The sequence below is a fragment of the Streptomyces sp. NPDC045701 genome, from assembly GCF_056432045.1.
The window spans coordinates 124,740-147,955 of the sequence record NZ_JBWKJV010000017.1 but is presented as its reverse complement, the minus strand read 5'-3'; the positions used below and the strand labels follow the sequence as shown (position 1 = coordinate 147,955).

Here is a 23,216-nt window from a genome sequence, read left to right as displayed (position 1 = left end):
TCCTCCGACAACACCAGCTCGGCCATCGGCCGCCCCATCTTCGCCATGGAGACAGCTTACTAATTCAACGAATTCCCGGCGCAGGACACTAGACACCTCACGGACGGACAAGAGAAGACGCCCTGCCATGACCCTGCCCAGCGTGCTCGACCCCTTCTTCGCCGTCGCCCGCTCGCACCCCGAGCGGCCGGCGGTCATCGACAACGGAATGACCGTCGGATACGGCCAACTGGCCGCCTGGGCAGGGGTGGTGGCCGACCTGGTCACCACCCGCGCACCGGGGCCGCACCCGCCCGTGGCCGTCGTCGCCCACCACAGCGTCCGTGACATCGCCGCGATCCTCGGCACCCTCGCGGCCGGCCGCGGCTATGTGGTGGTGCCCGGCGAGGCCGGCGACCGCGCGGGCGAGGCGCTGCGCGCCCTGGGCTGCCGGGAGCTGATCGTCACCGCCGAGACCGGCCGGCTGCCCGCCGTCGACCGTGTCCTGCGTCCCCACTGGGGCCCCTCCCGCGCCCCGGTCCGGGACGGCGGCCGGCCCGTCCGCGCCGACGACCCCGCCTACGTGCTGTTCACCTCGGGCTCCACCGGCACCCCCAAGGCCGTGGCGGTGCCGCACGGCGCGCTGCACGCCGTACTGCCCCCGCTGCGCGAGCTGTACGGGGTCGGCCCCGACACCGTGTCGCTGAACTTCACCCGCGCGGACGGCGACACCAGCCTGGAGGAGATCCTGCCGCCGCTGCTGGCGGGCGGGCTGGTCGTCCTCGACGGGGACGCCGAGGCGGATCTCGACCGGGTGTTGACCGAGCACGAGGTCACCCTGGTCAACCTGCCCGTCGACTACTGGCACCTCTATACCGCCCACCTGCTGGAGACCGGCCGGAAGCTCCCCGGCGGCCTGGACACCGTCGTCATCGGCGGAGAGGCGGTCCGCGCGGACATGCTGGAGCGCTGGCACCGGCTCGGCGCCGACGACGTCCGGCTGCTCAACACGTACGGGTCCACCGAGACCGCGCTGGTCACCCACAGCGCCGTCCTCGCCGGCCCGGGCACCGGGGCCGACGGCACCGAACCCCCGGGCCCCGGCGGCCCGTTCCCCGAGGGCGTCCCGATCGGCCGCCCGCTGCCGTCCGTACGGCAGGCCGTCGTACCCCGCCCCGAGGCGCCCGACGGTCCCGGCGAACTGCTCGTGGCCGGCCCCCAGCTCGCCACCGGATACCTCGACGACCCCGGCCGCACCGCCGCCCGCTTCATCGAGGCGGACCTCGGCGGCGGCGCCACCCGCTGGTACCGCACCGGTGATCTCGTCCACGAGGCCGCCGACGGCACCCTCGTCTTCCACGGCCGCGTCGACCACCAGGTCAAGATCCGCGGGTACAGGGTGGACCTGCTGGACGTCGAGGAGGCCATCGGCCGGCTCCCGGGCGTCACCGCGGTCGCCGCCGCCCCCCACGCCAAGGGCGAGCACACCGCCCTGGTCGCCTTCGTGGTCGCCGCCCCGGAGGGCGGCTCCGTGCCGGACGCCGACCCCGCCTTCGACGGCGGCCCCGCCCCCGGGCCGGGCGAGCTGCGGGCGCGGTTGCGTGCCACGCTGCCGGCCCACCTCGTCCCCGACCGGATCGTCGCCGTCCCCGAGCTGGTGCACACCCGCACGGGCAAGGTCGACCGCACGGCCACCCGGGACCGGTACCTGTGACCAACCGGCTCTTCGACCGCTCGGTGGCCCCCGCCGCCCTGCCCGAGGCGGACGTCCGGGGGCCGTGGCGCTACCTGTGGTGGCTGGTACGGGTGCGGCCCTGGCCGCCGGTCCTCGGCGCCGTGCTCGGCACCCTCTGGATGGTCCCGCTCGCCCTGGTCCCGCTCCTCATCGGACGGGCCATCGACGAGGCCGGCCGGCCCGGCGGCGACCAGGCAGGACTCTACCTCTGGTCGCTGCTCGCGCTCGGCCTCGGCGTCCTCCAGGCACTCGCCGGCGCCGGCCTGATCCAGGCCGCCGTGGGCGCCGAGGCGCACGCCCTCTCGTACACCCACCGCGTCCTGATGCGGCACGTGGTCCGGCTCGGCGCCACCCTGCGCGACAAGGCCCGCTCCGGTGACGTGGCCGCCTCGGCCGCCGCCGACGTCGAGAGCATCGGCAACGCCTTCGAGGTCGTCGGCCGCACCGTCGGCGCGGTGGTCGCCGCCGTACTCGTGGCCGTGGCCCTCACCGCCACCTCGCCCGTCCTCGGCCTCGCCGTGCTCATCGGCGTACCGGCCGCCGTCCTCGGGATCGGGCCGCTGCTGCGGCCGTTGCAGGAACGCGACGAGGCCCAGCGCGAGCACATGGGCATCGCCACCTCCCAGGCGGGCGACATCGTCGCCGGTCTGCGCATCCTGCGCGGCATCGGCGGCGAGGCCGGCTTCGCCGAACGCTTCCGCCGCACCAGCCAGGACGTCCGGCGCGCGGGCGAGTCCGCCGGCCGGATGGAGGCGTGGCTCCAGGCGGCGGGCGTCCTCCTGCCCGGTCTCGTCACCGTCGGCATCGTGTGGCTCGGCGCGCGCCTCGCCCTCCAGGGCACCATCACCGCCGGTGAACTGGTCGCGTTCTACGGCGCGTCCGCCTTCCTGACCCTGCCCGTGAGCACCGCGACCGAGGCCGCGGAGACGCTGAGCCTGGCCAAGGTCGCCGCCGGCCGGGTCTGCGCCCTGCTGCGCCTCACCCCGGACGACACCCAGCCCGTGCACCCGGTACCGCTGCCGGGCGGACCGCTGTGTCTGGCGGACCCGCACACCGGCGTCACCGCCGACGCCGGACGGCTCACCGTGGTCGTCGCCCCCGCCGACCGCGCCGGGGACCTCGCCGACCGGCTGACCCGCCCCGGCGGGCCCCGCGACGGCACCCCGGCCGTCCTGCTCGGCGGCGTCCCGCTGGACCGGGTCGACCTGGCCGAACTGCGCTCCCGGGTACTGCGGTCCGGGCCGGCCGACACCCTGTTCAGCGGGACGCTGCGGGAGGAACTGGCCGCGCGGGCCGCCCGCTCCCCCCAGGAGCTGGACCGCGCCCTGTTCGCCGCCGACGCCGCCGACGTGGTCGAAACCCTGCCCGCCGGCCTCGACACCCACGTGGACGAGGGCGGCCGGGCCCTGTCGGGCGGTCAGCGCCAGCGGCTCGTCCTCGCGCGGGCCCTGCTCGCGGCCCCCGACGTCCTGGTACTGGAGGACCCGACCTCCTCCGTGGACGCCCACACCGAGGCCCGGATCGTCGAACGGGTGGCCGCGCTGCGTGCCGGGCGGACCACCGTCGTGTTCAGCGACAGCCCCCTGTGGCGCGGCGTCGCCGACCGGGAGGTCCGCCCCGGCCGGGACCGCGCCCCCGGCAGCCTCCACCGCTCCGCGGGAGTGCCCTCATGACGACGACCCCCACCCAGGCCTCCACCACCGCCGGGGCACCCCCGGCCCCGCCGGCCGCCCCGGCACCCGACGGTGCCCCCGGCCGGCCCGGGCGGCTGCCCCTCGCCGACCGGGCCGACGTCCGCGCCTGGACCGGCGCCTTCCTCCGGGCCGAGGCGCCCCGGCTGATCCTCGCCTTCACCCTGTTCGCCGCCGCCCTGGTGGCGGGCCTCGTCGGCCCCCGGCTCCTCGGCCACCTGGTCGAGTCCGTCAAGGCCGGCACCACCACCGGCCGGGTGGACCGGCTCGCCCTGGCCTTCGTCGCGATCCTCCTCGGCCACGCCCTGCTCGCCCGGGCCGCCCGCACCCAGGCCACCCTGCTCGGCGAGCGGGTCCTGGCCCGTACCCGCGAGAACTTCGTCCGCCGGGTCCTCGGGCTGCCGCTGTCGGAGGTGGAGAGCGTCGGCACCGGCGACCTCCTCAGCCGGGCCACCACCGACGCCGACCGGCTCAACGAGAGCATCCGGCAGGCCGTCCCCCGTATCGCGCTGGCCGCCGTCACCCTGGTGTTCACCTTCGCGGCGATCCTGCTGACATCGCCGCTCCTCGCGCTCGGGCTGCTGGCCGGCGTACCGTTCGCCGTCCTGTCGACCTGGTGGTACCGGCCGCGCGCCACGCGCGCGTACGAACGGCTGCTCGCCCAGGAGGCCGACGTCCTCGCCGTCACGCACGAGACGGCCCGGGGCGCCGCCACCGTCGAGGCCCTCGGGCTCGGCCCCCGTCAGGTGCGGCGCCACGGCGCGGCCGTGGACCAGGTCGTCCGCACCCGGCAGCGCACGACGTGGCTCCAGACGATCTGGTTCCCCAGCCTGGACCTCGCCACCATGGTGCCGATGGCGCTGACCCTGCTGATCGGCGGCCTCGCCTACCAGCGCGGGGCGGTGGGGCTGGGCGAGCTGACCGCCGTGGTGCTGTACGTGCAGGCGCTCGGAGAACCCCTCAACGACCTGCTGACCTGGACCGACGAACTCCAGATCGGCAACGCGGCGCTGCGCCGGATCCTGGGTGTGGACCGGCTGCCGCACGAGGAGCCGCGGCCGCCCGCGGTCACCGAGGGCCACGCCATCCGGCTGGAGGGCGTCGGCTTCGGCTACGGCCCCGGCCGGGAGGTGCTGTCCGGCATCGACCTCGACATCGCCCCCGGCGAGCGCCTGGTCGTGGTCGGCGCCTCCGGCGCGGGCAAGTCCACCCTCGGCAAGCTGCTGGCGGGCGTGCACCATCCGACCCGGGGGACCGTGCGCATCGGCGGCGCCGCGATCGGCACCCTGCCGGTGGGTCAACTGCGGCGCGAGATCGTCCTGGTGACGCAGGAGCAGCACGTGTTCACCGGCACCGTGAAGGACAACCTCACGCTGGCCCGCGACGAGGCTCCGCCGGACGAGCGTCTGTGGGAGGCGCTGGACACCGTCCTGCTGACGGACTGGGCGCGCGCGCTCCCCGACGGCCTGGACAGCGAGATCGGCCCGGGCGCCGCTCCGGTGTCCCCCTCGGAGGCCCAGCAGCTGGCCCTGGCCCGACTGCTGCTGTCCGACCCGCACGCGCTGGTCCTGGACGAGGCCACGGCGCTGCTCGACTCCACCGCCTCGCGGCGGGTCGAGCGGTCGCTCGCGGCGCTGATCGAGGGCCGGACGGTGGTCTCCATCGTGCACCGCCTCGACTCGGTGCGGGACGCCGACCGGATCGCCGTCATGGACCGGGGCCGGATCGTCGAGCTCGGCGGCCACGAGGACCTCCTCGCGGCGAACGGCGCGTACGCCGCCCTGTGGCGGTCCTGGCGGGCGGCCCGGCACCCGGGACCGGCGGCACGGGGCGAGCGCGGGAACGGCGCCCCGAAAGCATGACGGCGGACCCGCCGCGGGCGTGACGGCGGGCGCGCCCGGAAGCGCCGGAGGGCGGCACCCCCGTGGGCCGGGGGTGCCGCCCTCGACCGTGGGGCGCCCGGTGACCGCCCCGGCGCCGTGTCACACGGACCGCGACGGCCGGACGGGATGCCGTCCGGCCGCCGCCGTCACGCGTAACGGCTGAGGTCGTGGAAGAAGTTGTCGATCGGGGTGGCCAGTCCGCGCCGCAGCGCCTCGCGGTAGACCGTGGCGCCGACGGCGAGGTCGAGCACTCCCAGACCGAACGGGGAGAAGATCACCGGCCGGTCGGGGGACGGCTGTACCTTGCCGTTCATCACGTCGTACAGCGTGCCGTCGATGAAGTCACGATGGCCGCAGAGCTGTTCGGCCAGGTGCGGGGAGGTGTCGGCCTTCAGGCAGTGCTCCACGTCGTCCACGACGTTGGTGGAGTTGAGGATGATCTCCGGCGACAGGTCGCGCAGCGAGACGTGCAGGACCGTCGGGTTGTGACCGAACCAGTCGAGGTCGTGCACGTGCGGGGTGCCCGCCGTGGTCGCGAAGACGATCAGGTCGGAGGCGCGGACGGCCTCCTCGGCGCCCGGCGCCACCGTGATCTTCCCGGGACGGCCCAGGTCGGTCAGGTAGCCGCGGAAGGACTCGGCGTACTCGGCGCTGGTGTCGTGGATGGTGATCGTGTCGAACTCCCATCCCGTCGCGGTCAGGTACTTCTCGATGTACCGGGCGATCAGGCCGGTGCCCACGAAGGACACGCTGCGGGGCCTCTCGCGGCCGGTGTGCAACTGCGCGGCGGCCAACGCGGCCGAGGCGGCGGTCCGGGTGGCGCTGATGATGGAGCTCTCGAGGCACGCGAAGGGGTAGCCGGTCTCGTGGTCGTTGAGGATCAGCACGGCGGAGGCGCGGGGCAGGCCGCTGGCGATGTTCGCCGGGAAGCTGGAGATCCACTTGATCCCGTCGACCCCGAACTCCCCGCCCAGCGCCGCCGGCAGGGCGATGATCCGGGAGTCGGGGCGGTCGGGGAAGCGCAGGAAGTAGCTGGGCGGGTTGACGGTCTGCTGCTCGCCGTGGGTCAGGTAGGCGCGGCGTACGACGTCGACGACCGCCTGCGGGTCGCCGTCGAGGATCTCGCTCACCGTGGCTCCGCCGATGACGGAGAACCGGGGTGCTGAGGACATGGAAACTCCAGAACGTGGTGATGGGTGGGTCGGTGGTGGTCGGTCAGCCCGCGTGCCGTTCCGCGAGGCGCCGCAGGAACAGCGCTTCGGCGGTGGCCATGCGGGCCAGCAGAGCGGGGTCGACGCTCTCGTCGACGGAGTGGATGCGTGAGGCGGGGTCCTGCACGCCGAGCAGGAGGAACTCGGCCTCCGGATGGAGGGCCGCGAGGGTGACGCAGACGGGAATCGACCCGCCCTGGCCGGTGTGCGCGGGTTCCGTTCCGAAGACGTCCTTCATGGCGGCGCGCATGACGCGGTGGGCCGGCCCGCCGGTGGCCGCCTCGAACGGCTCCCACACGCCGAGCCGGTCGACGGTGACCTCCGCGCCGCAGGCGTCGGCCGTCTCCAGGTGGCGGGCCAGGGCCTCCTGGGCGTCGGCCGCCGGTGTGCCGGGCGGCACCCGCAGGCTCACCAGGGCCCGGGCCTGTGCCTGGACGGTGGAGGTGGCGCCGGCCACACCGGGGCAGTCGATGCCCAGGACGGTCGCGGCGGGCCGCGCCCACACCAGGTCGGCCGGCTCGCCGCCGCCGGTGAGCGGCACCGCCGGAAGCACCTCGGCGTCCTCCCGGAACCGGTCGGCCGGATAGGGGGCTCCGGCCCAGGCCCGGCGCGCGTCCAGCCCGTCGACGACGGTGCCGCCGTCCTTGTCGTACAGGCTGTCCAGCACCCGGACCAGCGCGACGAGCGCGTCCGGGGCCGCACCTCCGAAGCTGCCCGAGTGGACGTTCGCGGCGAGGGTGCGGGTGCGCACCTCGACCGTGACCATGCCGCGCAGCGACGTGGTGAGGGTCGGTGTGCCGACGGCCGTGTTGCCGGTGTCGGCGATCACCACGGCGTCCGCCGCCAGCAGTTCGGGATGCTGCTCGGCGTAGCGTTCGAGGCCCCCGGTGCCCTGCTCCTCGGATCCCTCGGCGATGAACTTCACACGCACCGGCGGCATGCCCCCGTGGCTGTCCACCAGCGCCCGCAGCGCCGTGAGGTGCATGAGGACGTTGCCCTTGCAGTCGGCGGCGCCGCGCCCGTACCAGCGTTCCCCGACCTCGGTGAGGTGGAACGGGTCCGTCGCCCAGGCGGCCTCGTCGAGCGGCGGCTGCACGTCGTAGTGCGCGTACAGCAGCACGGTCGGCGACCCGGCCGGTGCGGGGAGTTCGCCCCACACGGCCTTGCTGCCGTCCGGGGTCTCCAGCAGGGAGACACCGGTGAAGTCCAGGGCGGACAGCGCCTCCGCGATCCACCGGGCGGCGGCCTCGCACTCGCTCGCCGGGAAGAGCGAGGCGTCGGCCACCGAGCGGAACGCGACGAGTTCGGCCAGCTCCCGGCGGGCCCGGGGCATCAGGGCGCGCACGGCGTCGGCCAGGGCCCGCGGGCTCATGAGAAGTGGACGGCCGAGGCCGCCAGGGCGCGCAGTTCGGCCTCCTGCTCCGCCGAGTCGGCGGTGAAGACGACGTGCCCCAGTCGGCAGCGCAGGTCGCGGGCCTCCGGTACGGGATCTCCCGGCCCGAGGTACATGCGCACCTCGGTCACCCGGGGGTGGCGCGCGAGCGCGTCCACCCCCTCGACCCGGCCGAGCGCGGTGAGGCCGGGGGCGGTGAAGAAGTGCACCGCGGCGTACGGCGCGACGGGCAGCGCCCGGGGCCAGGCCGCCTCGGGGTCCAGGCCGACGTGCGAGGCGACCATGACGTGGCGCAGCGAGACGCCCGTGGCGAGGTGGATCAGCTCGGCGATGCGGTCGCCGGCGAGGCGGGCACCCACCTCGATCAGGACGGGCCCCTCGTCGGTGAGGCGGAGCTCCGCGTGGAAGGGTCCCAGGGCGACGCCCAGGCACGTGACGACGGCCGAGGTGTACTCCTCGATCGCCTCCCGGACCTCCGGGGCGAGGTCGGCCCGCACCACGTGGCCCAGCTCCACGAAGTAGGGTTCGGCGCCCAGCAGTTTGCGGGTGACGGAGACGATGGTCACCCGGCCCCGGTGCACGTACCCCTCGACGGAGAACTCCGGGCCCACGAGGTACTGCTCCACCAGGGCGCGGCCGTCCTCCGGCTGGTCGAAGACGAAGTCGGCGTGGTCGGCCAGGGTGCGGTAGGCCAACTCCAGCCCGGCGCGGTCCTCGACCCGGCTGACCTGGATGGACCCGGATCCGGCCGCGGGCTTCAGGACGCAGGGGAAGCCGACGGTGCGGGCCGCGGCGTCGAGGTCGTCGGCGGTGAGCACCTCGGCGTACCGGGGCACGCGGATACCCGCCTTGGCCAGCACCGCGCGCATCAGGGTCTTGTCCCGGACGGCCTCGGCAGTCTCGACGGGCTGACCGGGCAGGCCCAGCAGGTGGGCCAGCCGGGCGGCGGCGTCCACGTAGAACTCGGAGCCCGACACCACTCCGTCCAGCGGGGTCCGCGCGTGCACCGCGACGGCGGCCTCGGCCAGCGCGTCCGGGTCGTTGGTGTCCACGACCACGAAGGTGTCGATCTCGTCCCGGGCCGCGGCGGGCACCACGCGGTCGGCGGCGTCGTGGGAGAAGACCACGGTCTCCAGACCGAGGTCGCGGGCCGCGCCGAGCAGGGTCAGCCCCGAGGACATGGGCTCGATCACCAGCAGCCGCCGGGGTGCGGCCGGTGAGGTGTGGGGCATGGGTGTCTCCTTGTGCTGGTGACGCATGAGGAAGGTGAGCTGCCGGAGGCTCATCCGGCCTCCCGCGCGGGAACGTCCCGGACGGAAGTGCCCCGAGGGGGTGAGTCTTTCGCGGAGGAGCCCTTCGCCGCGGCGTCCTGCGCCGCCGGCCCCCGAGCGGCGGGGGAGGAGGCTGCCAGCGGCGAGAGACTGATACCACCCAGAACGTACTCCACCGCCTCGCCGATGGTGAGTTCGCGCTGGTCCATACGGCTCTCGTGCGCCGCGTCGATGTGCGCCTGCCGGTGCCAGAACGCGAAGTGCCAGGCGTGGTCGGCCGGGACGACATGGTGCAGGTCGTGCGCCGGCAGGTCCGAGACCAGGACCCCGAACCGGGCGGGAGTCTGGACGAACAGCATCCTGGCCAGCCACCGGGCCCAGCCCAGCGCGCTCCGGGCGGCCGGGAGCCCGCGCGCGGGCAGCGGCTCCAGACAGAACCGGGCCCAGCAGCGCGCGACGTAGTCGGCGCGGCCGGCCGGGGCCCCGTCGAACGCCATCCACGGGTGCTCGGAGATCGTCTGGAACAGGGCCGCCCAGTGGAACAGGACCAGCCAGGGCACGAGGAAGGCGACCGAGAACTCCACGCCGTCCATCAGCACGCCCAGCAGCACCAGGAACGCCACCCAGACGGTCGAGGCGACGCGTCTGGTCCAGGTCGCGGTGAGGAAGTTGGTACGGATCCGGAAGGTGACGAAGGGCAGGTGCAGCCGGGGTGAGAACGGCGTGCGGTACAGCGTCCGGCGCAGCTCGGCCATGGGCGTGCCGGGCCGGAAGCCGAGGTACATCAGGAACCCCGAGTCCGGGTCCTTGATCGTGGTGAAGACCTTGCGGTTGTGGTGGTTGCGGATGTGGTCCTCGAAGATGTCCTCGTAGTTCGAGGTGAGGCTGATGGCGCTGGAGACCACCTGGACCACCTTGTCGATCCGCTTGTTCCCCGACACCTCCTTGTGGACGGCGTGGTGGCTCCACGTCACCTGGAGCTTGCGGACCGCGTTGACCGTCACCAGCCAGGTGACCGGCAGGACGGCGGCCGCGTACCAGCCCAGGAGCCGCACGGCGTACACACTGCCCACCACGGCGGCCACCAGCTGGAGGAGCGTCAGGAACCAGTTGACCAGCGGCGGGGTGATCCACGCCGGAGCCTTCTGCCCGGGCGCGGCCTTGCCGGAGAAGATCGTGATCAGCTGCTGGGTCCAGCCCGGGAACCGTTCGGCGTACTCCCGTCTCAACTGCTCCATGGAGGCCGATATGCCGACGGGGGTGGGCGTTTCCTGGGCCACGGATCTCCTCGGGAATCGATGGGTCTCGGGTCCGTGTCCGCTTCCGGCGGTCATGACCCGGACACCCGCACGGCCAGCAGCCGTCCGGCCTCGTCCAGGCTCTTGACCACGCTGTCCTGCGTGTCGCCCGCGGCGATCACGTGCCCGAGCCGGTCGTAGGCGTTCCGCGGCGCCCGCACCGCGCGGCCCGCCGCCGCGGTGACCCGGAGCTGCTCGACGCCGGGCACCCGCCGGGCTTCGTCGACGCCGTCGACCGAGGCGAGGACCCCCTCCGTGTCGGCGGCCAGGAACCGGATGCCTGCGGCGGCGTCCCGTACGGCGTCCAGCTCCGGAGCGAGCCCGCACGCCGCGCGCAGTTGCTGCTCCAGCAGCTCCACGCCGGTCGCGAGCCGGATCAGCTCGGGGATCATCCCGCCGGCCAGACGGGGGTTGACCTCCACGACGAGCGGTCCGCGCGCCGACAGCCGTACCTCGGTGTGCGTGGGGCCGGTCTCGATGCCCAGCGCGGCGAGGGCGGCCGCGGTGGTCGCGCGCAGCGCGGTCGCGTCCTCCTCGGCGAGCGGGGCGGGGAAGACGTGCTGCCGCTCGACGAAGTGGGGGCCCTGCGAAACCGTCTTGGCGGTGATGCCCACGCACACCGGCACCCCGCCGGTGCTGAACATCTCCACGCTGTACTCGGGACCCTCGACGTACTCCTCCAGCAGGGCGGTACGCGCGGTCGGCAGGCCCCGGACGTTGACCTCGACGGCCAGCACGCGCTCCACGTGCGCCAGCACCTCCGCGCGGGACCGGCACAGCAGCACGTCGTTGGAGCCGGAGTCGTCGGCGGGCTTGACCACGCAGGGCAGGCCGACCCGGTCGACCGCCTCCGGGACCCGCTCGGCGGAGCGGACGGCGGCGTACCTGGGCTGCCCCACGCCCGCGGCTTCCAGCAGCCCGCGGGTCGCCGCCTTGTTGCGGGCGGCGGCCGTGGCCCGCGGCGGGTTGCCGGGCAGGCCCAGCCACTCGGCCAGGCGGGACACCACCGGGACGTAGAAGTCACTGGTCGTGGTGATGCCGGCGATCCGGTCGCGCGGGAAGCGCCCGCCGATCGCCTCCCGGAGCCCGCGCTCCGTCGACGTGTCGCACACCACGATCTCGCACCCGGTCTCCGGCGCGCCCGCGTACCGTTCGGGCGAGTCGGTCAGCAGGACCGGCTCCAGGTCCAGCCGCCGGGCCAGTTCGAGCGCGAGGACGCCGGTGCCGGAGGTGTTGGCCTCCACGAACAGGAGGGTGCGCGGCCCCGGCGCGGTGGGCCGCTGGGCGGCGTAGGACCAGGTGACCACCTCCGTACCGGGGGAGACCTCGGCCGGTACGGCCGCCACGGGCAGCGCGGCCAGGGAGCGTTCCGCCCAGTACGCGTCGCTGTAGACGTTGTCGGCGTACCGGTCGCCCCGGTCGGGGAAGATGCCGACGATACGGGTGCCGGGGGCCGCCCGGCGGGCCACGTCGTGCAGGACCCGGTAGACCGAGCCGGAGGTGTTCCCGGCGAATATCTGCTGTTCGCGGGCGAGGGCGCGGGTGGCCTCGAACGCCTCGCGGTCGTTGAGCCAGTGGATCTCGTCGACGAGACCACGGTCCAGGTTCGCCGGGACCAGGCTGTTGCCCAGACCGCCCTGGAGCCGGCCGGGGTTGTCGGGCTGTCCGAAGACCACGCTGCCCACGCAGTCGACGGCGACCACGCGCAGGCCGGGCAGGGACCGGCGCAGGGCGCGCGCCGACCCGGACAGCGACCCCCCGCTGCCGACCGCCCCGACGAGGACGTCCACGGAGCCCAGGTCGGCGAGGATCTCGTCGGCCAGGAAACGGTAGGCGCCCGGGTTGTCCGGGTTGCTGTACTGGCGGGGCCAGAAGGCGCCCGGCAGCTCGCGGATGAGCTCCTCGAGCCGTTCCAGCCGCGCGCTCTGCCAGCCCGCACCGGTCATGGCCTCGACCACGTGCACCCGGCACCCCAGCGCCCGCAGCTTGGCGTGCGTGGTGGGGTCGATGCGGGGGTCGGTGACGATGTGCACGGGGTGGCCCAGGCGCGCGCCGACCAGGGCGACCCCCAGGGCCATCGTGCCCGACGAGCTCTCGATGATGGGAGCGCCCTCGGCGAGTTCGCCGGTCCTGCGGGCCTCGAGGATGGCGTGCCGGGCGACCCGGTCCTTCATCCCGTACAGGTTCTGCAACTCCAGTTTGGCGTAGACCTCGACCGAGTCGGGGAGGCCGGGGTCCATCACGAGTCTGACCAGCGGGGTGTGGCCGATCGCGTCGACGATGCTCTGGTAGGGCATGTTCACATCCGGTGTGGGGAGGGTCAGGAGGCGGGCTGACGGCAGGAGTGGTACAGCGTGGCGGCGCCGGCCAGCCGGGTGGCACGGTCACGGGCCTCGGACGTCTTGCGCGTGTACTCGGGGTCGGACCGCGCGATCAGCACGCCCAGCGCGGTGCCGCTGTGCGCGACCGCGACGCCGAGCGCGTCGATGTCGCGGGAGATGCCGATCATTTGCTCCAGCAGCCTCTTGGGCCGGAGCCGCTCGTTCATCACCGCACTGCGGGTCGCCACCTCACCCACCTCCGCCAGGTCACCATCGCGCACGGCGTGGGTGACGCGGGCGAGGAGTTCCTCGTACTCGAGGCGCTCGGCCCGGGAGAAGTCCTTGGGCCGCCGGTTGAACTCGATGGTGTCGACCACGCCTCCCTCCTCCACCCCGACGATGGTGAGCGGCGGCAGGGTGCCGATGCGTTCCCTCAGCCGCACTTCGCGGTGGTAGTAGGAGACGATCCCGGGGTACATCACGCCGTCGGTCGGTTCGATCCGCCGCAGGAAGTGCTCGACCGTCTCGGGCCCGGCGTGCAGGCCCAGCGCGTGGGCCACCGCGCGGGCGGTGGCGGTGAGGTCGGCGGAGGAACTGGCCAGGCCCTTGCCCTCGGGGAGTTCCCCGCACAGGCGCAGGTGCCCGCCGCCGGTGAACCCGTACTCGCACAGCATCAGTTCGGCGAGGTGCCGGGCCCGGTGCTTGTGCGGCGGGAAGACCGAGACGTCGCCGCGGTCGCGGTCCGCGGTGAAGACCGCCGTGGCGCCGCGGTCGATCGGCAGCGTGACCAGGAAGTCGAGCGGCTCGTGGGCGATGGCCCCCTGGAGCAGCTCGCCGAAGGTTCCCGGCGCGCTGCCGGTGCCGGTCGTCGAGGGACCGGCCTGCGGGGCGATCACCCCCACGCCGTCGGCGGGTCTCATACGGTGGCCCCCCGCCCGCCGCCCGCCCCGCCGTCCAGGCCGAGCAGCGCGTCGATCCGGCCCAGGCCGGCTTCGGCGCCCTCCCGGCGTGCGGACCACTCGGCGCGCAGGTCCCGGTACTCGGCGCCCTGCTCGTCGAGCAGTTCGCGTACCCGGTCGGGGTGGGCCGAGCCGGCGCTCCGCTTCTCGTACAGTTCGCCGGCGCCCCGGAAGGCGGTGGCGAGCGGGGTCTCGGGGTCCGCCAGGGTGATGCCGTGCTCGGCCGCCGCGGTACGCAGGAGGTCGGGCGCGACCCGTTGCGGTGGCAGGCCCGCGGCGTGGGCGGCGAGGATGTACCGCCCGGCGATGACCTGGGCCGTGCGCCACGGCACCGACTCGCGCAGGGTCAGCTGGTTGGCGAGGGTGAAGCCGCCGAGGAACTCCCGGTCGACGGCGTCCCGCATGCGGTCCTCGTCGAAGCTCAGGTTCTCGACCACCGCGGTGAACAGCCTCATGGTCGTGTGCAGGGTGGTGAACATCGGCAGCAGGTTCGCCCCGGCCTCCTTGGACACTTCCACCATGTTGGTGAAGGGCGTGGCCCGCTGGGCGAGGAGCATGTCGAGGTAGTAGGCGCTCAGGTGCGCCGACTTGCCCCGGATCCGTTCCAGGATCGGGTAGTTCTTCTTCTGCGGCATCGCCGAGGAGATGCCGGACAGTTCGTCGGGCAGGGCGAGGTAGCCGTAGGGACCGCTGCCCCAGGTCATCACGTCGCTGACGAACCGGCTCAGGGAGGACCCCAGGAGCGACAGCTCGGCGGCGATCTCCAGCACCCACGCCCGCGAGGCCACACCGGTCAGGGCGTGCGGCTGGGGGCCGCGGCAGCCGAGGAGCGCGGCCATGGCGTCACGGTCCCAGAGGAGGTCCTGGCCGGTCATGGCGCCGGACCCGAGCGGGCTGAGGTTGATCCCGTCGTGGGTCGTCAGCAGCCGGCGCAGGGTGTGCGCCATCTGCTGGGAGACTGCCGCGAAGTAGTAGCCGGGGGTGATGGTCTGGGCGGCCTGCAGATGCGTCTGGCCCACCATGGGGAGGTCCGTGGTGAGCGCGGCCAGGCGGTGCGCGGCCAGCCCGAACTCCAGGACCGACTCGGCGCCTTCGAGAAGCAGTTGGCGGCCGAAGAGGAGCTGGGCGGTCGACTGCATGTCGTTGCGGCTGCGGTCGACGTGCCAGGCGGTGACGGGCTCGCTCAGGCCACGCTCGACGTACTGCTCCAGGGCGAAGGCGATGTCGGACATGTTGGCCTGCGGATCGGCCGTGATGCCGTCCCGCGCCGCGTCGTGGAGCAGCCGTCCGATCTCCGCCGCCTGAGACGCGGTGATCAGGCCCATCCGCCGGTACTCGATCGCGAAGACCTTCTCGACGGCGGTGTACCACGGCAACAGGTGGGCGGCCTCGTAGCGGAACTGGGGTTCCAGGACTTCGTCGTGCAGGAGGCGGCTGGGGGTGCTGCGGATTCTTCCCGTGAGGCGGCCGGCCTCTCCGACCGGCGACCGGTCTGGGGAAGGACTCATTTCTCACTCCGGTTTCTGGGAGGGGATTTCCGCTCGGGCGGGCACGGACGGGACTGCGGGCGCGGACGACGGGCGGGCACCGCCGGCCGGACGGTGGAGAGGTGCGGCGGACGGGGCCCGGTGGAGCGGTACTGCGGCGGGCGGCGGGCGGCGGGCGGCGGCCGGTGGGGCCGCCGCCCGCCGGTGCTCAGCCGGTGGAGCCGGCGGTGTGCGGAGCGCCGAGGTCCTCGCGGACCGCCTCGGCCAGCAGCTCGGGCCGGGTGGTGTTGAGGTAGTGACCGCCGTGGTCGGTGACCACCACGCGGCACTGCGGCACGAACCGCTCCCAGTTGCCCACGCTGGAGCCGTGGTCGGTCATCAGCACGTCGTCGGTGGCGAGGACCACCGTGGCGGGCGTCCGCAGGGCGGCGCGGGCGGTGTCGGACAGCGCCAGGTGGAAGCCGTGCGTGGCCTCGACGGTGTCGTAGCGGAACGACCGCGCGAGGTCCTTGCGCTCGTCCGCGGAGAGCCGGTGCACCTCGTCCAGACCGGTGTTGTCGGCCATCCAGTCCATGATCTCCTGCTCGCTCATGTGCACGACCTCGTTGGCGGCGTGGTCGGCCGGGTCCATGGACCTGAGCAGCTTCGCCACGATCACCAGGCGGCCGACGCTCAGTCCCCGCTGCTCCAGGGCGCGGACCACATGGATCGCCAGCGACGCTCCGGCGCAGTGGCCGAGGACCACCACCCGGCGGCCCGCCGCCTCCCGGGCGACCTCGTCGGACAGCTGCTCCGCCAGGACGTCCACGGCGACCATCGGACGGTCGTCGCGCAGCGTCCGGCCCGGCAGTTCCGTACCCATGACGCGCACCGCGGCACCCGCGTCCGCGAGCTGCCTCGCGAGCGGGACGTAGCTGACGGCGCTCCCGCCGGCGAAGGGGATGCACACGAGCAGGGTGTCGGGCTCGTCCACCCGTGCCCCGGACGCCGCGGTGAGGTCCACCAGCAGGTCGCGCCGGGCGCCGTCTCGCTGGGCGAAGCTCGCCGCGACCAGCCGGGCGGTCGGCCTGACCAGCAGGTCCCGCAGCATGATGCGGCCCTGCGAGGTGGCCGCGACCTTCATCGCCGCGATCGAGTGGCCGCCGATCTCGAAGAAGTTGTCGGTCACGCCGATCTCGGTGGGCGGCACGTCGAGCACGGCGGCGAACAGGTCGCGCACGAACTCCTCGTCCGGGGTGGCCGGCTGCTCGCGCTCGGCGTCGTCGACGGCTCGCAGGGGGTGCGCCGCGAGCACCTTGCGGTCGGTCTTGCCGTTGGAGTTGAGCGGGAAGGCGTCGAGGCGGACGAGGATCTCCGGGTGCATGTAGTCCGGGATGATCTCGGCGAGCTGCCGCTTGAACTCGTTGCGGTCGGGCTCCGCCGTCCCGGTGTAGAACGTCACCAGCCGCTTCTCGCCGGTCACGTCACGGGCCAGTGTCACCGCGGTCTCCACCCCGGCCAGCCGGTTGACCGCGCCGTCCACCTCCGACAGCTCGATGCGGTATCCGCGGATCTTGACCTGGCCGTCCCGCCGGCCCGCGCAGTCGAGCAGCCCGTCCGGCAGCCAGCGGCCGATGTCCCCGGTGCGGTACAGCATGTCGGAGCGGTCGTCCAGGGAGTTGGGGGCGAACGCCGCGGCGGTGCGCTCCTCGTCGTTGATGTAGCCGAGCCCGACGCCCGCCCCGGTGACGCAGATCTCCCCGTAGCTGCCGATCGGACGCGGCCGTCCGTCCGTCCCGACCACGTGCAGGCTGGTGTTGACGATCGGGCGGCCGATCGGCACCCTGACGCCCTCGTGGGCGACGTCCATGAAGTGGTGCGTCACGTCGTCCGAGCACTCGGTGGGGCCGTACGCGTTGATCACCGGGATGGCGGGGTAGGTGGCGAACCAGCGCCGGGTCAGGGCCGGGGGCAGCGGCTCGCCATTGATCATGTTGTAGCGGAGGGCCGGCAGCGGTGCCGGGCGCTGCTCGACCTCGGTCAGCAGCGCGTCGGTGTAGGAGGGCACCGTTTCGAGGATGGTGATGCCGTCCCGGGCCAGCGCCGTGAGGAAGGCGGGCAGGTCGACGACCGTGTCGTGGTCGTAGATGACGGTGCGCCCGCCGGCCAGCCAGGCGACCAGCAGCTGCCAGACGGAGATGTCGAAGCACTGGGTGCTGATCTGCGCGACCCGGTCGTCGGACGTCAGCTTGAGGTCGACCACCTTGGAGAACAGGTGGTTGAGCATGCCCGAGTGACGGACCGTCGCGCCCTTCGGGTCGCCGGTCGACCCCGAGGTGAAGATGATGTAGGCGGTGTCGGCCGGCCGCGGCCGGGCCGGCAGCTCGACGGACGCCTCCGCGTCGGCGCCGCTGTCCGCCCCGGTGTCGCGCAGCGTCACCACGGTGAGGTCCGGGACCCGCTCGCGCAGGGCAGCCCCGCACAGCTCCGCGTCCTCCTCCTCGGCCACCAGGAATCGGGAACCGCTGCGCCGCAGCACGGCCGCGATCCGCTCCACCGGGAAGCCGCGGTCCTGCGGCAGGTAGACCGCGCCGATCTTCAGCAGCGCGAGCATGGTCAGCGACCAGCGGACACCCCGGGGCAGCACCGTGGTGACGACGTCCCCGGCCGTGACGCCCGCCGCGAGCAGCTGCGCCGCGACGCGGTCCGAGGCGAGGTCCAGGGCGGCGTAGTCGAGCCGCTCGGCGCCGTGCTCCAGGGCGACCGCCCCGGGGGTGCGGCGCACCTGCTCGGCGAACAGGTCCAGGAAGGTCGCGTCGGGCAGGGGGTGCTCGGGTCCCGCGGACATCGACCGCAGGAGGTCGCGCTCCTCGTCGCCGAGGAGCGGGGTCCCGGTCCGCTTCGCCGCCGGGTCGGTGACGAGCGCCCGCAGGGCGGCGAGGTAGTAGCCGCCGACCCGCTCCACCTGGTCGATCCCGTAGACGGAGTGGTGGAAGTGCAGGCTCAGCATCACCTCGTCGCTGACCGCGTCCTGGGAGAACTCGGCGCGGAAGGGGAACTCGCTCTGCACGTTGACGATCGAGCGGATCAGCTCGAAGCCGTGGCGGGCGGTGAGGTCCTTCAGGACGTGGAAGTGGGTGAAGTTGAAGACGGTCTCGAAGAGCGTCTCGCGGCTTCCCACGGCGCGCTTGATCTCCGCCATGGGGAAGCGCCGGTGCGGCAGCAGGTCCACCTCGGCCCCGTACACGGCGTGCACCAGGTCCTCCCAGCTCTCACCGAGGTCTCGGACACGGAACGGCAGGGTGTTGAGGAAGAGCCCGGCGATGTCCTGCCCGCCCTCGATCTCCGGCCGCCCGGAGTGCTCGTAGCCGGTGATGACGTCCGTGGTGTCGGCCACGAAGGCCAGGGCGCCGACGTGGGCGGCCAGCAGCACGGCCTTGACCGGCACGCGAAGCCGCCGCGCGGTCTCCACGATGGAGGCGGACAGCCCCTCGGGGAAGACCACGTCGTGGATGCCCACGCCGGTGCGCTGCGGGTCGGGCTCGGTGTACGGGGTGATCCGGGTGCTCTCGGCTCCCTCCATGACGCCCAGCCAGTACGCGCGCTGCTCGGGCGAGGCCACGGCCGCCTGCTCCAGCGCCACGAACTGCCGGTGGGACATCACCTGCCGGGAACCGCCGTGCGGCTCGTTCCCGTCCAGAAGGGCGAAGTAGGCCGAGAAGATGTCGCGGTGCAGGGTGTTGACGCTCCACCCGTCCAGCGCGGCGTCGTGGTAGCTCAGCGAGTACTGGTACTCCTCGTCGCCCAGCAGGTGCAGGTGGACGCGTACGAGGTCGGTGCTGCCGTAGCGGAAGCCGCCGCGCAGCTCCAGCTCGGCGAACCGGCGCAGGTCCTCCTCCTGCTCGTCGGCCGTGCGGCCCCGCAGGTCGAAGACCCGCAGCGGCGACGGGGCGCTCTCGTGCACCAGCTGGAGCGGCACGCTGAAGCCGTTGAGGTGGAACGAGGTGCGCAGCAGCGCGTGCCGCTCCACCACCGACGCGACGGCCCGCCCGAACAGGCCGGTGTCGACGGCGCTGTGGATGCGGTAGCTGAGGATGTCGTGGTACATGCCCTCGGTGCCGCCCCGCTGGGCCTCGTAGATCAGGCCGACCTGGAGCTGGGACATCGGGTAGGCGTCGGCGATCCCGGGGGGCAGCGCCGCCCGGTCCGCCTCCGTGAGCAGTGCGAAGGGCTCGTCCTCGTCGCCGGGCACGTCCCCCTCCTCGGCGACCACGACATGGGCGGCCAGTTCCGCGACGGTCGGGTGGCCGAAGAGGTCCTGGAAGCTGAAGTCCAGGCCGGCCGCCCGGGAGCGGGCCAGCACGGTGATGAACTTGATGGAGTCCCCGCCGAGGGAGAAGAAGTTGTCGTCCACTCCGACGGAGTCCAGACCGAGGACCCCGGCCCAGATGTCGGCGAGCCGGCGCTCGACCGGGGTCCGCGGCGCCCGGTGGGCGGTGCGCGGAGCGGCGTCCTGGAGGGGGAGCGGCAGACCGGAGACGTCCCGCTTGCCGTTGTGGCTGGTGGGGATGGCGGGAACTTCGACGATGTGCTGCGGCACCATGTACGAGGGCAGCTCGGCTTCGAGTGCGGCCCGCAGCTGCGCCGGGTCGAAGCCGTCCCCGGCGACCACGTAGGCCACGAGGGCGTTGTCGCCGGACTCGGTGGGCCGGGCGACGACCGCGCTCTGGCGGACTCCCGGGCTCTGCTGGGCGACGTGCTCGATCTCGCCGAGTTCGATGCGGTATCCGCGGATCTTCACCTGGGTGTCCAGGCGGCCCAGGTACTCCACGGTGCCGTCGGGCAGCCAGCGCGCCAGGTCGCCCGTGCGGTAGCGGCGCTCGCCGTCCGCTCCCGTGACGAACCGTTCCTCGGTCAGCTCGGGGGCGTGCAGGTAGCCGCGTGCCAGGCCCGTGCCGGCGATGCACAGCTCACCGGGGGTACCGATCGGCGCGAGCTCCCCGGAACGGGTGCGTACGCTCAGCCGGATGTTGTGGATCGGGCGGCCGATCGGGACCGAGCGGCTCGTGTCCAGGCCGGCGCAGGGCTGGTGGGTGACGTCGACGGCGGCCTCGGTGGGGCCGTAGAGGTTGACGAGTTCGCGGCTGTCGCCCAGGAGGGCCTCGAACTGCCGCACCTGGTCGACGGCGAGGGCCTCGCCGCTCGCGAAGACCCGGCGGACGGTGGAGAGCCTGTCCCGCTCACCCGTGGCGTCGACGAAGCCGAGGAACGCGTGCAGCATCGAGGGGACGAAGTGCAGGGTGGTGGCCCCGCTGTCCTCGATGCGGCGGATGATCTTCTCGGGGTCGCGCTCCTCGCCGTTGGGGAGGGTGGCCACCGACGCCCCCGCGAGGGACCACCAGAAGATCTCCCACACCGACACGTCGAAGGTGAAGGGCGTCTTGTGCAGGATCACGTCGCCGGCGTGCAGCGGATAGGCGGCCTGCATCCACCACAGGCGGTTCACGATGGCCCGGTGCTCGACCATCACCCCCTTCGGGCGGCCGGTGGATCCCGAGGTGTAGATGATGTACGCGACGTCCGAGGGACCGGTCACCGGCTCCAGGTCGCCGTCGGGCTGCGCGGCGACGCCCGGGTCGTCGAGCAGCAGGACGCGGCGGTCCCCGGCGACGGCCGCGGTGGCGCCGGTGGCCACCACCGTGCTCGCTCGGCTGTGCTCCAGCAGGTAGGCGATGCGGTTGGCGGGCAGCGTCGGGTCGATCGGCAGGTAGGCGCCGCCCGCCTTGAGCACGGCGTAGATGGCCACGAGCAGGTCGGTGGAGCGCGGGACGCACACGGCGACCGGGTCGCCCGCGCCCACGCCGGCCTCCCTCAGGGTGCGGGCCAGACGGTTGGCCGCCGCGTTGAGCTCCCCGTAGGTGGTCCCCCCGTCGACGACGGCGACCCGGTCCGGCTCGGCCGCGGCGCGCTCCTCGAGGAAGCTGTGGAGCAGACGCTCCTGGGGGAAGGGCGCGGCGGTGTCGTTGAACGCCACCAGGGACGCCAGTTCGTCCTCCGCCGGGGCCAGCAGCGGGCCGACCGGGAGGGACGGGTCGGCGACCAGGCCGCCGAGGATGCGGGCGTAGGCGGAGGCGAGCCGCTGCGCGGTGGCGGGGTCGAACAGCGCCTCGGCGTACCCGAGGACGATCCGGGGCTCCGCGCCGTCGGCGAGGCGGAGGTCGAAGAGCAGCGTGCAGCCGGCCGACCGGGCGTCGTCCCGGGTGAGCCCGCCGTCCAGCGAGAACATCAGGTCGCTGGGCCTGGCGTCCAGCTGGTCGAGCAGGTACCGCACCGGCACGTCCAGGTTGGCCGAGGCGTCCAGGCAGGCGGCGCGCACCGTGGTGAGCAGCTCGCGGCCGGGCTCCTGGCCGCCGATCCCGACGCTCACCGGGACGGCCCGGTCCCGGTCGGCGCCCCGGCCCTGCTCCTGGTCCTGGCCCTGGTCGACGGGCGCGAAGAGCGTGACCGTGGGGAGGTCGGTGCTGCGGACGGCGAGCAGCGCGAGGGCGGTCGTGCCGATGACGGTCCGCAGGAAGGCGTCACCCCCGGCGATGCGGTCGACGTGCCCCACGGTGGCGGCGTCGAGAGGCACCGTGACGTGTCCGGTGGCGGCGTCCGGGTGGTGGGCGTGGTCGCGTATGAGCACGGTGGGTTCGCTCCACGCGCTCTGCTGTGCGTCCCAGAAGGACGCCTGGGCGGGGTGGGCCGCGCGGGCCTGCTGGAGGTGGAAGATGCTCATCTCGGGATTCCGGTCTGTCGGCGGGAGGGCATGGCGAGGCCGCCCGTCTACCGCGGAGGGCGAGGTGGGTGGCTCGGTGGTGTGCTGGCGGTGGACTCAGGCGGAGGTGGTGGTGCTGTCCGTCCGTTCGTCGTCCTCGGACCGCTCGGTGTCCGGTGGCCGTTCGGCGACGTTCGCCCTGCTCTCCAGGAACGCCGCGATCGAGGTGCCGACGAGGGTGGCGATGAACAGACCGCTTTGGTATGGAAGATGGCTGAGCAGCAGGCCGCCCGCCCCGGTGATGAGCCCGATGGCCACGGCTCGCCGGGTGGTGAAGGAGGAGACGACCAGGCCGATGTAGGAGGCGTAGACGGCGAAGTCGAGGCCCCAGGAGCTGAGGTCGGCGAGCGTCTGGCCGAAGACCCAGCCGCCCAGCGTGCTGAGGTTCCACGCGAGGTAGATCACGATCGCGTTGCTCAGCACGTACCAGCGCCGGTTGTCCTCCTCGGGCGCGGGCGCGTTGAACCGCTTGGCCGCCAGGGCGTAGACGGCGTCGGTCATGCCGAACGCGATCGAGGCGCGCCAGACGAAGGGCATGGGCCGTACGTGGGGGGCGAGAGCGGCCGAGTAGAAGACGTGCCGCAGGTTGACCAGCAGGACGGTCATCACCGTCAGCGGCCAGACCGCTCCGGATGTGATCATGCCGAGGCCGATCATCTGCGCGGACCCGGAGTTGACCAGCAGGCTCAGCAGCATGGTGTTCATCAGGCTCAGGTGCTGCGTCTCGGCCAGCGCGCCGAACAGCAGGCCGAACGGCACCGCGCCGATGATGACGGGGACGGCGGCCAGGGCTCCCTGCAGTGCCTCACCTCCACGACTGTGGCGGAGGAACATCAATACAACCTCGTTCCGGAAGGGATGGAAACGGCTCAGAGCGCGAACTTGGTGAGGATGAAGCCGGCCATGGCGACCGCGAACACCAGAAAGAAGGCGTCCTTCTTGAAGGCACCGACCCCGAACCCGCACACGGCTCCCACCAGGTAGGGCGCGGCCGCCTTCAGGTCGCCGTCCTCGGCCGGCAGCAGTACGGCCGGCACGATGATCGCCATCAGGACGGCCGGCATGACGTACGGCAGCGTGCTGCGGATGCGCGTGGGCAGGTGTTCGGGTCCGATCGGCCCGAAGAGGGCGTAGCGGACCGCGAACGTCACCACTCCGCACAGGAGGATGGTCAAGGGGATCATGGGTGTCT

The 23,216-nt window shown here is 73.4% G+C and carries 13 protein-coding genes; 3 read left to right on the top strand and 10 right to left on the bottom strand.

What is annotated here, in order from left to right:
* Nucleotides 1-127: 127 nt before the first annotated feature.
* The 3 genes from AC07DW_RS19730 to AC07DW_RS19720 are packed head-to-tail and all read left to right on the top strand — an operon-like array spanning nt 128 to nt 5,267.
* Nucleotides 128-1,693: an AMP-binding protein gene (locus AC07DW_RS19730; RefSeq protein ID WP_478858939.1), complete on the top strand. Its 1,566-nt coding sequence runs from the start codon at nt 128-130 to the stop codon at nt 1,691-1,693.
* Nucleotides 1,690-3,387: an ABC transporter transmembrane domain-containing protein gene (locus AC07DW_RS19725; protein WP_478858938.1), complete on the top strand. Its 1,698-nt coding sequence runs from the start codon at nt 1,690-1,692 to the stop codon at nt 3,385-3,387. The genes AC07DW_RS19730 and AC07DW_RS19725 overlap by 4 nt, the downstream gene beginning before the upstream one ends.
* Complete coding sequence (locus AC07DW_RS19720; protein WP_478858937.1) at nt 3,384-5,267, top strand: ABC transporter ATP-binding protein; 1,884 nt, start codon at nt 3,384-3,386, stop codon at nt 5,265-5,267. Before AC07DW_RS19725 ends, AC07DW_RS19720 begins: the two co-directional genes overlap by 4 nt.
* 167 nt (nt 5,268-5,434) lie before the next feature.
* Here AC07DW_RS19720 and sbnB read toward each other — a convergent pair whose 3' ends face one another.
* The 10 genes from sbnB to AC07DW_RS19670 form a co-directional block, all read right to left on the bottom strand.
* Nucleotides 5,435-6,460 (bottom strand): 2,3-diaminopropionate biosynthesis protein SbnB, encoded by a 1,026-nt coding sequence (gene sbnB / locus AC07DW_RS19715; protein ID WP_478858936.1) that lies wholly within the window; start codon nt 6,458-6,460, stop codon nt 5,435-5,437.
* A gap of 43 nt (nt 6,461-6,503) precedes the next feature.
* Complete coding sequence (locus AC07DW_RS19710; RefSeq protein ID WP_478858935.1) at nt 6,504-7,871, bottom strand: M20/M25/M40 family metallo-hydrolase; 1,368 nt, start codon at nt 7,869-7,871, stop codon at nt 6,504-6,506.
* Nucleotides 7,868-9,178, bottom strand: coding sequence for an ATP-grasp domain-containing protein (locus tag AC07DW_RS19705; protein WP_478858934.1), 1,311 nt, complete (start codon nt 9,176-9,178; stop codon nt 7,868-7,870). Before AC07DW_RS19705 ends, AC07DW_RS19710 begins: the two co-directional genes overlap by 4 nt.
* Complete coding sequence (locus tag AC07DW_RS19700) at nt 9,175-10,443, bottom strand: hypothetical protein (RefSeq protein ID WP_478858933.1); 1,269 nt, start codon at nt 10,441-10,443, stop codon at nt 9,175-9,177. Before AC07DW_RS19700 ends, AC07DW_RS19705 begins: the two co-directional genes overlap by 4 nt.
* 50 nt (nt 10,444-10,493) lie before the next feature.
* Complete coding sequence (locus AC07DW_RS19695) at nt 10,494-12,758, bottom strand: pyridoxal-phosphate dependent enzyme (protein ID WP_478858932.1); 2,265 nt, start codon at nt 12,756-12,758, stop codon at nt 10,494-10,496.
* A 23-nt stretch (nt 12,759-12,781) separates the two neighbouring features.
* Nucleotides 12,782-13,702, bottom strand: coding sequence for a GHMP family kinase ATP-binding protein (locus AC07DW_RS19690; RefSeq protein WP_478858931.1), 921 nt, complete (start codon nt 13,700-13,702; stop codon nt 12,782-12,784).
* Entirely contained in the window at nt 13,699-15,249 is a 1,551-nt protein-coding gene (locus AC07DW_RS19685) for a lyase family protein (RefSeq protein ID WP_478858930.1), read from the bottom strand. The genes AC07DW_RS19690 and AC07DW_RS19685 overlap by 4 nt, the downstream gene beginning before the upstream one ends.
* 187 nt (nt 15,250-15,436) lie before the next feature.
* On the bottom strand, nt 15,437-21,985 hold the full coding sequence (locus AC07DW_RS19680; protein ID WP_478858929.1) for an amino acid adenylation domain-containing protein: 6,549 nt from the start codon (nt 21,983-21,985) through the stop codon (nt 15,437-15,439).
* 96 nt (nt 21,986-22,081) lie between these two features.
* A complete protein-coding gene (locus tag AC07DW_RS19675; RefSeq protein WP_478858928.1) occupies nt 22,082-22,858 on the bottom strand; it encodes an AzlC family ABC transporter permease in 777 nt (258 codons plus the stop codon).
* A 35-nt stretch (nt 22,859-22,893) separates the two neighbouring features.
* The gene (locus AC07DW_RS19670) at nt 22,894-23,208 is read right to left on the bottom strand and encodes an AzlD domain-containing protein (RefSeq protein ID WP_478858927.1); all 315 of its coding nucleotides are present in this window, start codon (nt 23,206-23,208) and stop codon (nt 22,894-22,896) included.
* Nucleotides 23,209-23,216 lie beyond the last annotated feature (8 nt).